The sequence below is a fragment of the Corynebacterium sp. MSK047 genome (assembly GCF_030232285.1).
Lineage (GTDB): Bacteria > Actinomycetota > Actinomycetes > Mycobacteriales > Mycobacteriaceae > Corynebacterium > Corynebacterium jeikeium_D.
The window spans coordinates 1-11976 of the sequence record NZ_JASPJI010000035.1 but is presented as its reverse complement, the minus strand read 5'-3'; the positions used below and the strand labels follow the sequence as shown (position 1 = coordinate 11976).

Here is an 11976-nt window from a genome sequence, read left to right as displayed (position 1 = left end):
TTCACATCTTTCGGAGTCCAACGACCAGCCACAACAACCTCCAAGTCGAGGTGGCGCATTCACCCACTGACAACTCCTGACGCTTTCAGGCCATTTTTTGAGCCATTTTTGACATAAATGCAGTCAGTAACTCGCATCGCCCTACCGATCCCGGCCATAAACGCAGTCAGCAACTCAAAAACAAACGAAAAAGTGCCTAGCTGAACGAGCCAGGAGCTCGTCGCCAAGCACTTTTAACGTAGCGGTTCCCTAATCACCGCTGTCACTGATCATCTAGACCGAGAAGCCGAGAGCGCGCATCTGCTCGCGGCCGTCCTCAGTGATCATGTGTGGGCCCCATGCCGGGGACCAGACCCAGTTGAGGCGGAAGTCGCGGATACCCTCGACCTTCATAACCTCGGAGGCAGTCTGGTCGGTGAGCATATCGGTCAGCGGGCAGGCCGGGGACGTGAGTGTCATGAAGATAGCGGCAATGTCGCCTTCTTCAATCCAGATGTCATATACCAGGCCCAGGTCCACGACGTTGACTCCGAGTTCCGGGTCAACAACCTCGTACATTGCCTCTTCAACCTGGATGGCCAGCTTGTTATCGGCTTCGGTCTGCTCCGGTGCCGGCGGGACGGTGATGGACTCGTACGCATCCCCCTCATCAATCGGAGCACCAGTGGTCATGGTGTCCTCGTCGACAGCATCAGGCTGTGCGGGCGAGGTGGCGTCATTAGCGATTGGTTCAGTCATGGCGATGGCCTTCCTCGTCATTGGTAACGGTTACAGTCGCGGTACCAACGCCGTTGCCTTCAGCGGCGTTGGCCAGAGCCTCAGCGGTCGCGGCCTGGAAAGCCTTCCAACCGAGAAGAGCGCACTTCACGCGGGCGGGGTACTTAGAAACACCAGCGAAGGCAATCCCATCGCCGATAAGGTCCTCATCGCCCTCAATCTTGCCTCGGGAGGTGACCATCTTCTCGAACTCGGCAAGCTTGGCCATGGCCTCGTCGACAGTCTTGCCGACAATCTCCTCAGCCATAACTGAGGTAGAGGCTTGCGAGATAGAACAGCCCACGGCGTCATAGGAGACGTCATTGACGACGGTGAGGTCGTCGTTCAGAGTGACGCGAAGCGTGAGTTCATCGCCACACGACGGGTTGACGTGATGCACTTCCGTATTGAAAGGCTCCCGCAAACCCGCATGCTGCGGATGCTTGTAGTGATCCAGGATAACTTCCTGGTACATCTGCTCGAGCTTCATGTCCTTCTCCTTTCTTAAAGTTACGGGGTGACACCGAAGAACTTCTGTGCATGGCGCACTGCGTCGGCAAGCGCCTGAACGTCCTCTTCCGTGTTGTAGATGTAGAAGGATGCCCGGGCGGTCGACTGGGCGTTGAGGATTTGGTGAATTGGCCACGCGCAATGGTGACCGACGCGGATGCACACGCCCTGGTCGTCTAAAACCTGGCCAAGATCGTGCGGGTGAATGCCCTCGACCTTGAAGGAGACTGCAGAGCCACGCTGTTCTGGAGTAGTCGGCCCGATGATGGTCACGCCGTCAATTTCCTGCAGCTTCTCCAGTGCGAGCGCGGTCAGGTGGTGCTCATGAGCAGCCACCTTATCCATACCAATGGAATCCAGGTACTTCACCGCAGCCCCCAGACCGACGACCTGGGAAGTCATCATGGTACCCGCCTCGAAGCGCTGCGGAGGCGCCGCGAAGGTGGTCTTCTCCATGGTGACGACCTCAATCATCGAACCACCAGTGAGGAACGGCGGCAGTGCCTCGAGCAGTTCCCGGCGACCGTAGAGCGCGCCGACCCCGTTGGGGCCGAGCATCTTGTGGCCGGAGAACGCCAGGAAGTCCACATCGAGATCTTTGACGTCGACAGGCATATGCGGCACCGACTGGCAGGCATCGAGGACTACCAGCGCACCGACCTCGCGTGCACGGCGCACCATCTCCTTCACATCGGTGACTGCACCGGTGACGTTTGACTGGTGGGTAAAGGCCACTACCTTGGTCTTCTCGCTGAGCTCCAGCGAGTCCACGTCAATGCGGCCGTCCTCAGTCACGCCATACCAACGAAGTGTCGCACCGGTGCGGCGAGCCAGCTCCTGCCACGGCACCAAGTTCGCGTGATGCTCCAGCTCGGTGACGACAATCTCGTCACCTTCGCCGACCTGGTACTGACCTGCGCGGTCGTCGCCAAGCACGAATGCCACTGTGTTCAACGCTTCGGTGGCGTTCTTGGTGAAGACCAGCTCGTCATAGTCGGCGCCGATGAAGCCAGCGATGGCTTCGCGGGCATCTTCGTAGGCGTCCGTGGCCTCCTCAGCGATCTCGTAAGCGCCGCGGTGCACCGGTGCATTGTGGTGGGTTAGGAACTCCACCTCAGCATCGATGACTTGCTTGGGGCGCTGCGAGGTCGCTCCGGAGTCCAGGTAGACCAGCCGCTTTCCGTCACGGACAGTGCGCGACAGAATCGGAAAGTCCTCGCGGAGTGATGGGCTGAGTAGTTCGGCGTTAGGCATTGATGTACTTCTCGTAGCCGTGCTCTTCCAGCTCGTCTGCAAGCTCCGGGCCACCGGAGGTGATGAAGCGACCATCGTGGAAGACGTGGACGAAGTCCGGCTTCACGTAGTTCAGGATGCGCTGGTAGTGAGTAATGATCAGAATGCCGCCGTCGTTTTCGTCCTGGTAGCGGTTAATGCCGTCAGAGACAACGCGCAGAGCGTCGACGTCCAGGCCGGAGTCGGTCTCGTCCAGGATGGCGAACTTCGGCTTCAGCAGGTCGAGCTGCAGAATCTCGTGACGCTTCTTCTCGCCACCGGAGAAGCCCTCGTTGACGGAGCGCTCGGAGAACGACGAATCGATCTCCAGGTCAGCCATTGCCTCACGGACCTCCTTGACCCAGTGGCGCAGCTTCGGAGCCTCGCCGCGGACAGCGGTTGCTGCAGAGCGCAGGAAGTTGGACATGGACACGCCGGTGACCTCGACCGGGTACTGCATTGCCAGGAAGAGCCCAGCGCGAGCGCGCTCGTCGACGCTCATCTCCAGCACGTTTTCGCCGTCGAGGAGAATCTCGCCCTCGGTGACTTCGTAACGCGGGTGACCTGCGATGGTGTAGCTCAGGGTGGATTTACCAGAGCCGTTCGGCCCCATCACAGCGTGGGTTTCGCCGGAGTTGATCGTCAGGTTGACGCCCTTCAAAATCTCCTTGGGCTCGGCGGACTCATCGGTCGGCAGCACCTGCGCGTGGAGGTTACGGATTTCCAAAGTGCTCATAGTGAAATCTTTTCCTTTAATCGGTGTAAGTGGCCTGTCCCCCGGCACTTCCGGGTTGACAGGACGGAAAGGGTGAGAAAGAAGATAAGCGGTTAGAAGCCAGCGGTGTTGAGCTCTTCGTCAACGAGCTTTTCAAGCTTCTCGCGAACGGACTCGACCGGAATCAGGTTGATGACCTCGCTGAAGAAGCCGCGAACCACCAGACGGCGAGCGGCCAGCTCCGGAATACCGCGCGAGAGCAGGTAGAAGAGCTGTTCCTCGTCGAAGCGGCCAACGGTGGCAGCGTGCCCAGCACCGGCAATCTCACCGGTTTCAATTTCCAGGTTCGGAACTGCGTCGGCACGCGCGCCTTCGGTGAGCAGCAGGTTGCGGTTGAGCTCGTAGGTGTCGGTGCCCGTCGCTTCTGCACGAATGAGCACGTCTCCCACCCACGCGGTGCGGGCCTCACGATGAGCGACATTCGGCTCGCCCTGCAGCGCGCCCTTGTACATCACGTTGGAGCGGCAGTTCGGCACAGCGTGGTCGACCAGCATGCGGTTTTCAAAGTACTGACCGGCATCAGCGAAGTACACGCCCAGCAGATCGACGTCGCCGCCGGGTGCCGTGAAAGCAACGCGCGGAACGATACGGACAACCTCGCCGCCAAACGTTGCGACAGTGTGGCGCAGCGTAGCATCGCGGCCGACACGAACGTGGTGCGCAGAGCCATGAACGGCATCTTCGTTCCAGTTCACCATGGTCACGACGCCCAGCTTGGCGCCGTCGCCGATTACGAACTCGATGTTGTCCGCGAACGTGCCACTGCCTCGGTAGTTAATGACGCAGACGGCCTCGGCATGGGACTGCACGTCAATGACAATGTGGCCGTAGGACACCTTGTCCTCGCCCGGACCATCGATGTCGATGACGACAGGCTCCTTGGACACCGAGTTCTTCGCGAAGGTCACGATGTGCGCATCGTCGAAGTTGGAGTACGCCTGTGCTGCCACGCGGTCCGTTGGGGCGCCGGCGCGACCAAGGCGCTCGTCGTCACGCTTGACGACGTCCACAGCGACGCCATCCTGACCAGCAGTCTCGACCGAAATTGAGGCTGCAACCGGCTCTGCTGCGGTGCCGTTGTGGAGACCGCGGAGCTTACGCAGCGGCGTGAACTTCCACTCTTCATCCTTGCCATGCGGCACGGCGAAGTCCTCCACGTTGAAGGATGAGAAAACGTCGCCCTTGTTCGCCAGCACGCGACGGCTATGAGCAGCCTGGTTTTCGTTGTTAATCGTCGTAGTCATTGGTATTAACCGACCGAACCTTCCATCTGCAGTTCAATGAGGCGGTTGAGCTCGAGGGCGTATTCCATCGGGAGCTCCTTGGCGATGGGCTCGACAAAGCCGCGCACGACCATGGCCATTGCATCTTCTTCCTCGATGCCGCGGCTCATCAGGTAGAAAAGCTGATCGTCAGAGACCTTGGAAACCGTTGCCTCGTGGCCGAGGGTGACGTCGTCCTCGCGGACATCCACGTATGGGTACGTGTCCGAACGTGAAATCGTGTCCACCAGGAGTGCGTCACACTCGACGTTGGAGTGCGAGTGCTTGGCACCCTTGTTGACCTGCACCAGACCGCGGTAGGCAGCGCGGCCACCGTTGCGGGCCACGGACTTGGACACGATGTTGGAGCTCGTGTGCGGAGCCATGTGCACCATCTTGGCGCCGGTGTCCTGGAACTGGCCCTCGCCAGCCATAGCCACGGACAGCACCTCGCCCTTGGCATGCGGACCGGTCATCCACACTGCCGGGTACTTCATGGTGACCTTGGAACCGATGTTGCCGTCAATCCACTCCATGGTTGCGCCCTCTTCGCACTTGGTGCGCTTGGTAACCAGGTTGTAGACGTTGTTCGACCAGTTCTGGATCGTGGTGTAGCGGCAGCGGCCACCCTTCTTCACGATGATCTCCACAACAGCCGAGTGCAGCGAGTCGGACTTGTAAATCGGAGCGGTACAGCCCTCGACGTAGTGCACGTAGGCATCTTCGTCGACAATAATGAGCGTGCGCTCGAACTGTCCCATGTTTTCCGTGTTGATACGGAAGTATGCCTGCAGCGGGATGTCCACGTGGACGCCCTTCGGCACGTAAATGAAGGAGCCGCCGGACCAGACTGCGGTGTTAAGAGCGGAGAACTTGTTGTCACCGGACGGAATGACGGTGCCGAAGTACTCCTTAAACAGCTCCGGGTGCTCCTTGAGAGCGGTGTCGGTGTCCAGGAAGATAACGCCCTGGGCCTCCAGATCCTCGCGAATCTGGTGGTAGACAACCTCAGACTCGTACTGAGCGGCGACACCTGCGACCAGGCGCTGCTTCTCAGCCTCCGGAATGCCGAGCTTGTCGTAGGTGTTCTTAATATCCTCCGGCAGGTCTTCCCAGGTCTGGGCCTGCTTCTCGGTGGAGCGAACGAAGTACTTAATGTTGTCGAAGTCGATGCCCGACAGATCCGCGCCCCAGGTGGGCAGCGGCTTGCGGTCGAAGATTTCCAAAGCCTTCAAGCGACGTTCAAGCATCCACTCCGGCTCGTTCTTCTTAGCCGAAATATCGCGAACGACCGCTTCAGACAGGCCACGCTTCGCGGAAGCGCCAGCGGTATCCGGGTCGTGCCAACCGAACTGGTAGGCACCAATGGACTCGATAATCTCTTCGTCAGTCTGCGGAGTGGCAGCCTTCGTGGATTCAGCCACGTCGGTGGAGTTCTCATGGGCGAGGGTCATTCTCCGCTCCTTTCTTGTGGCGATTCAGTAAGTGTCTTTGTTACGGGAGTGAGTGGGATATTCGTAGTGCAGATACCGTTTCCATCAGCGATAGTCGCCAACGGTTGGGTGTGCTGACCTAATAATTTACTAACGGCTTCATGCTCCGCCGCGCAGAGCTCCGGAAACTCGGAGGCTACGTGGCTAATTGGGCAATGGTGCTGGCAAATTTGCACGCCGCCAGTGTTCTGGTTGATAGTTGCCGCGTACCCGGCCCGTCGGAAAGCATCGACGACGGCCTCTACGACCTCTTCCTTCTCTGCGTCCTGCCCCACTGGGGTGACGCCGAGCAGAATGTCATCAATGCGCTGACGGGCAAACTGGGCAACTGCCTGCTCACCACCGGCCTTGCGCAGTGCGGTCAGAGCTGCACTGGCAAGATCGTCGTAAGCGTGCCCGAATCTAGCGCGGCCCCGATCTGTCAGGCGATAGGACTTTGCTGGCCTGCCTCGGCCCCGGGGGCCGGTGCTGGGTGCCGGAGCGGTTTCGGCAAGACCTTCGTCCACCAGAATGTCAATATGACGGCGGACGCCTGCAGCGGATAGTCCCAGGGTGTCTGCGATAAAAGTCGCGGACGCCGGGTTGTGTTCCAGAAGCAATTGGAGAATGCGCTTGCGCGTATCACCATCATTGACTGTCGGCTTCCGATCTGCCATGACTGGTGAGTCACCTCCTGCGATTGGACTGCTGGATAATAATGGGTGTCTAGGTGGCTCAGCGAGGCAAGTATCCCACTTGCGCCGCTGGTGTATTAGACAACATAATTGTGTCGTAATTGGGCCACAATGTCCAACGCATTTAAATATCAATGCAACGTCGCTGATTAGAACGCCCTTTCGGCGTGTCGAATCGTCTACTATGTGACTTTGTGAAAACTAACCGACCTACCCCGCGCCGCTCGTCCGCCTTCGACGACGCTCTCGGGGTGCGTGACGCCATTCCGAAAATTGGTCTGGCCGGTTCTAGGTCGGCAACCCTCCACCAGGGCTCAGAACAGCCGCTCCAACACCGCATCAATTACCGCGAACTCAGACGCTTCACCTGGCTGCGTTGGCTGGGTGCTCTCGGTGCGATCTTTATTATGGTCGCTGGGATTGGCGCAGGCGCGACACCGGTGGTTGGAAATGAGTTTTGGGGTACACCACTTGGGCTAATCCTCGGTCGAATGTTGGTGGCAACGACAATCGTCACCTTCGTGGGCATTGGCATGTTAGTCACAGCCTGGTTGGGTGTCGGCGCTTTCGTTCTGGCCGGTGCGCGGACTCGCGTCACCGCAGTGACTACTCCGATGCTCATACGCACCTACGCGGCATGGGTATTGCCCTTGATGTTTACCGCTCCCCTGTTTACGCAGGATATCTATTCCTATTTGGCGCAGGCTGCAATTGTGGAGCGGGGTATGGATCCCTACCTCGCAGGACCTGTTGACCTATTGGGAGCCAACGACCCACTTGCCCGATCGGTGCCATTGATTTGGTCGCACTCTCCGAGCCCATACGGCCCCACAGCCCTCGCAGTGGCATGGGGTATCGCCAAGATAACCAGCGACGGGGTGATCGCTTCCGTCTTTCTGCATCGACTCGTCGCCATTGTTTCGCTTCTCGTGGTGTCCTGGGCGCTGGTGCAGCTTGGCCGCCGCTGCGGCGTTAGCTCACAGTTCACCCTCTGGCTGGGCACGCTCAATCCGCTGGTATTGCTACACCTCGTGGGCGGTATCCACAATGAGGCCCTGCTGCTGGCACTCCTGCTCGTTGGTCTCGAACTGTGTCTGCGCGCTATCCACGGCCCTGCGCAATCGATGGTGCCCGATGAGCTGCCAGAACCCGGACCGATCGGACACGAGAACCAAAGCCGAGGTCGATCGTGGGCAATGTATGCAGGCGGTATTGTGCTCATCAGTCTCGCCGGAATGGTCAAAGTCACTGGTTTCGTGGCGCTCGGCTTCGCCGGCATGTGGCTGGCTCGAAAGTTTGGCAGTACCTGGAAGGCCGTTGCTCTTTCCGCAGTAGTGACGGGCGCAATAACCGTCGTCACGGCAGTCGTTGTCTCCTTAGGAACTGGTCTGGGCTTTGGTTGGATTACCGCGCAGGGTGGCGCCGCAACGGTGCGCAGTTGGATGTCGCTGACTACCCTGCTCGGGATTATCGCTGGTTTCTTCGGCAGGCTTCTGGGTCTCGGCGATATCAGCGACAGTGCTTTGCTGTTTACCCGCGGCATTGGCGTAGTGCTGGTGGCTGCCTGGCTCCTGCGCATGCTGTTAGCGACGTTCCGTGGGCGCATTCACCCGCTCGGCGGCTACGGCCTGGCGATGTTCGCTCTAGTAATCCTCTTCCCCGTCGTGCACCCCTGGTACCTGCTATGGGCCATCGTGCCCCTGTCCGCTTGGGCCAACCGGGTACAATTTCGCATTGCCGTGGTTCTGTACTCGGCAATTTTCAGTTTTGTAGTACTACCACGCGGCCTGGGGTTGCCTCCGGGCACCGTCGCTCAGATTTACCTACTGGCGTTGGTATTCTTCGTCGCAGTCATGTTCGTCATCTTGGCGTACTCGACGCGATCTAAGGTATTTCGCCTTCATTAAAACTGTGAGATTAGACTGACTAACCGTGAATAACGCTGCCAATTCTCCTGCTCTGCGCCTTGAGAACGTAACGAAGAAATTCGATGACGTTGAGGCTGTATCAGACCTTTCGCTTTCCCTGGATCGAGGTAGGGTTCTTGCGCTCCTCGGCCCCAACGGTGCTGGTAAGACCACAACCGTTGAAATGTGTGAGGGCTTCATCAAGCCGGATGAAGGGCGAATTCGCATTCTCGATCTCGACCCGGTCACTCAAACCACAACACTGCGCAGTCGCATTGGCATCATGCTCCAGGGCGGAGGTGCCTACCCCGGTGTTCGCGTTGGCGAAATGCTGAACCTCGTTGCCAGTTACTCCGCAAACCCGCTGGACACTGATTGGCTTCTTGAAGTCGTTGGCCTAGAACGCCATCGTAAGACGAACTACCGCAGGCTCTCTGGCGGTCAGCAGCAGCGACTGTCGCTCGCATGTGCCCTGGTCGGACGCCCGGAGCTTGTGTTCCTCGACGAGCCGACAGCAGGCCTCGATGCTCAGTCCCGTCTAGCCGTCTGGGATCTCATCTCGTCGCTGCGCCGTGATGGGGTCACCGTGGTCCTGACAACGCACCTCATGGACGAGGCCGAATCGCTTGCCGACGACGTTGCGATTATCGACCGGGGCCATTTAGTTGTGGCCGGTACCACCGAGGAGATCACTAGCGCAGGCGCATCGGCTCTCCAGGGAACGTCGTCAAGCATTGCTATGAAGATCAGCGTTCGAGGCAGCCTTGACTTCGAAGAGGTCAACCGCAGCTTTAGCGAGTCCGGTCTTTCACAGCGTCTGCAGCGTTCTGGCGGTGGAGAGTTTTCCCTGATTGGTGAGGCTTCACCGCGCGCCTTGACTGTCTTGGCGCAGAGTTGCGAGCAGCAAGAGGTGCTGATCACCTCGATGAATAGGGCGACGCAATCGCTTGAAGATGTCTTCTTGCAGATCACTGGAACGGAGATGAGGAGCTAATGACTACCGCACGGAGGTCTGATGCCTCCCGCTTTGCAAAGGGCACTTTCGCCCCGGCGCCACAGCGTTCGGACATGGCGAAGTTGGTCATGTCGCAGGCGTGGTTGGAAACGAAGCTCTTCTGGCGACATGGTGAGCAAATGCTCCTCACCATCATTATCCCGTTGGCGATGCTCATCGGCCTGGTGATGGTGCCGGTGTTGGAGCTCGATGATCCGCTCGAGCGTATCTTCCCCATGGTGCTGGCGATTTCCGTCATGTCTGCAGGGTTTACCGGACAGGCAATTGCCGTGGGCTTTGACCGCCGTTACGGAGCCCTGAAGCGCATCGGCGCCTCAGGCGTGCCACCCTGGGGTATTATCGCAGGCAAGATTGTGTCGGTTTGCACCACCGTCACGTTGCAGTACGTACTGTTTAGTCTCGTGGGGCTCGCCCTTGGCGCAGAGCTGTCGATTGGCGGCTGGCTGCTGGCTTATGTGGGGATGCTTCTGGGAACGTTCGTCTTTACCTCATTGGGCTTGCTCATGGGAGGTACGTTGGGAGCCGAGCTAATCCTAGGTCTGGCTAACCTGATCTGGTTCATCCTCATTGGTGCTACTACGTATGTGGCCGTTGCACCGTCGCTAGATGGCATCAGCTCTGTACTGCTACACCTCTTGCCGTCCGTCGCGCTTACCGACGTGATCTCCGCGGCATTGGCCATGTCCGTCCATTGGTCAGCTGTCGGGGTGCTGGTTGTGTGGGGTGTCCTTGGCGCTGCACTGGCGGCCCGCTGGTTCCGTTTTGATATGCCGAATGACTAGGAATCTGTCGGGGAATCTGCATAGAAAAGCGCAGCCCAACGCAGGGGTTTCGCTTATTACCATTTTCCGCCAGCATGGGTAGAATTTCTTAATGTGAATACTGCAGATCGAAGTTTGCCCCTATCGTTTTTGCCGCTGACACCAATCGGGCGCCAGAAGCTCTATGCCCTGCTGGTTTTGATTGCACAGGCGGCAATTGCGGTAACCGGTTCTATCGTCCGTGTTACTGGTTCAGGTCTCGGTTGTGCTTCGTGGCCTGAATGTCACCCAGGCAGCTTCGTTCCTGTCGCGGGGGAAGCAGAAATGCTCCATCAGATTATTGAGTTTGGCAACCGGCTGCTCACCTTTGTGCTGGTTGCTCTGACACTTCTGCTCTTCCTTTCGGTTATGCGTGTCGGTCGCCGTCAGGAAATCAAGTTGCTGGCCTTCCTCAACGGTCTCGGCGTTATCGTCCAGGCTGTTATCGGCGGTATCTCCGTTTGGGTTGACCTGAAGTGGTACGCCGTAGCGCTGCACTTCCTGCCTTCGATGATTCTGGTCTGGCTCGCTGGCATGCTTTTCGTCAAGATTTCTGAGCCTGACGACGGCACTGCTACCCGCATGTACCCGCGCTATCTGCGCTATCTGGCTGCCGCCTCCGGCTTGGCCCTGACGATGACGCTGATTACCGGAACTATGGTCACCGGTGCTGGACCACACGCTGGAGATGCTTCGGTGCTCCCGGAGGATCGCCTCCAGCTACCGATTGTTGACCTGGCACATATCCACGCTGGTTTTATGTACCTCTACCTTGGCCTGGTTATCGGCCTCATTTTCGGTCTGCTGGCCTCGGAAGCCTTTGCACCTGTGCGTAAGGTTGCCATCGCACTCGTTGTGTTCATTTTGGCTCAGGGCGTAGTTGGAATGATTCAGTATTGGTCCGGTGTACCGGAGGCATTGGTGCCGGTTCACGTTGCCGGATCTGGTATCTGCACCGCTTTGACTGCAGTACTTTTCCAGCACGGTTACCGCACTGTCGGTGGGAGCGCAGAAGTCACTGGCTCGCTTGAAGGCGATGCGGCTGCCGCCACTGTTGCTTCGGAGAAGAACGTCGAGGTTACCGCGTAGCTAGCTGCCGGTCAGCGGCTGTATTAACCGCTGTGGTTACCGGCTGTTGATTCCTGCTCGAACCGCCTAAACACGCGCTTTGGTTGTGCGTGTTTAGGCGGTTCTGCTGTCTGCTCGGCTCCGTGTGCTCGGATGTGCGTTTCCCAGTGGCTAGCGGGCTGCGCGGGCGGTGCGGGCTGCGCGGGCGGTGCAAGGGGGCGGTCTGCCCACTTATCGATCCGAGTTACTGACTATGTTTATGACAGAAATCGCGCGAAAAATGGCCTGAAAGTGTCATAAACTCGCACAGTTTCACATTTGCAGCCCGTGCCCATCTCCACACACAAAAAGAGACCCTTCCCGCAACTGAACTGCTCCCCATTAGTTGGACTGAGAAATCAGTTACCGACTAGTGGGGAGCAGTTGTCATTGAGAGCACAAAGT

The 11976-nt window shown here is 58.5% G+C and carries 11 protein-coding genes; 4 read left to right on the top strand and 7 right to left on the bottom strand.

Translation table 11 applies throughout. From position 1 onward, the window contains the following. Positions 1–273 precede the first annotated feature (273 nt). The 7 genes from QP981_RS10790 to QP981_RS10760 all read right to left on the bottom strand — a co-directional run bounded on the left by QP981_RS10790 (position 274) and on the right by QP981_RS10760 (position 6724). The gene (locus QP981_RS10790) at positions 274–738 is read right to left on the bottom strand and encodes a metal-sulfur cluster assembly factor (protein ID WP_016422755.1); all 465 of its coding nucleotides are present in this window, start codon (positions 736–738) and stop codon (positions 274–276) included. After that, complete coding sequence (gene sufU, locus QP981_RS10785) at positions 731–1246, bottom strand: Fe-S cluster assembly sulfur transfer protein SufU (RefSeq protein ID WP_069359562.1); 516 nt, start codon at positions 1244–1246, stop codon at positions 731–733. The genes QP981_RS10790 and sufU overlap by 8 nt, the downstream gene beginning before the upstream one ends. 20 nt (positions 1247–1266) lie before the next feature. After that, positions 1267–2520: a cysteine desulfurase gene (locus tag QP981_RS10780; RefSeq protein WP_284858001.1), complete on the bottom strand. Its 1254-nt coding sequence runs from the start codon at positions 2518–2520 to the stop codon at positions 1267–1269. After that, complete coding sequence (gene sufC / locus QP981_RS10775; RefSeq protein ID WP_016422752.1) at positions 2513–3274, bottom strand: Fe-S cluster assembly ATPase SufC; 762 nt, start codon at positions 3272–3274, stop codon at positions 2513–2515. Before sufC ends, QP981_RS10780 begins: the two co-directional genes overlap by 8 nt. A 92-nt stretch (positions 3275–3366) precedes the next feature. Then, the gene (gene sufD / locus QP981_RS10770) at positions 3367–4557 is read right to left on the bottom strand and encodes a Fe-S cluster assembly protein SufD (RefSeq protein ID WP_016422751.1); all 1191 of its coding nucleotides are present in this window, start codon (positions 4555–4557) and stop codon (positions 3367–3369) included. A gap of 5 nt (positions 4558–4562) precedes the next feature. Next, positions 4563–6029, bottom strand: a complete 1467-nt coding sequence (sufB, locus tag QP981_RS10765; protein ID WP_016422750.1) for a Fe-S cluster assembly protein SufB — start codon at positions 6027–6029, stop codon at positions 4563–4565. Beyond that, on the bottom strand, positions 6026–6724 hold the full coding sequence (locus tag QP981_RS10760; protein ID WP_048734176.1) for a helix-turn-helix transcriptional regulator: 699 nt from the start codon (positions 6722–6724) through the stop codon (positions 6026–6028). Before QP981_RS10760 ends, sufB begins: the two co-directional genes overlap by 4 nt. Before the next feature lie 185 nt (positions 6725–6909). Here QP981_RS10760 and mptB point away from each other — a divergent pair, with 185 nt between their 5' ends. From mptB to QP981_RS10740, 4 genes are all read left to right on the top strand, one after another. Continuing rightward, a complete protein-coding gene (gene mptB / locus QP981_RS10755) occupies positions 6910–8649 on the top strand; it encodes a polyprenol phosphomannose-dependent alpha 1,6 mannosyltransferase MptB (protein WP_502869569.1) in 1740 nt (579 codons plus the stop codon). A gap of 25 nt (positions 8650–8674) precedes the next feature. Then, the gene (locus tag QP981_RS10750; RefSeq protein WP_284797268.1) at positions 8675–9643 is read left to right on the top strand and encodes an ABC transporter ATP-binding protein; all 969 of its coding nucleotides are present in this window, start codon (positions 8675–8677) and stop codon (positions 9641–9643) included. Next, positions 9643–10446: an ABC transporter permease gene (locus tag QP981_RS10745; RefSeq protein ID WP_284858003.1), complete on the top strand. Its 804-nt coding sequence runs from the start codon at positions 9643–9645 to the stop codon at positions 10444–10446. Before QP981_RS10750 ends, QP981_RS10745 begins: the two co-directional genes overlap by 1 nt. Positions 10447–10539: 93 nt before the next feature. Then, positions 10540–11553, top strand: a complete 1014-nt coding sequence (locus QP981_RS10740; protein WP_016422745.1) for a COX15/CtaA family protein — start codon at positions 10540–10542, stop codon at positions 11551–11553. The last annotated feature ends 423 nt before the right edge of the window (positions 11554–11976 follow it).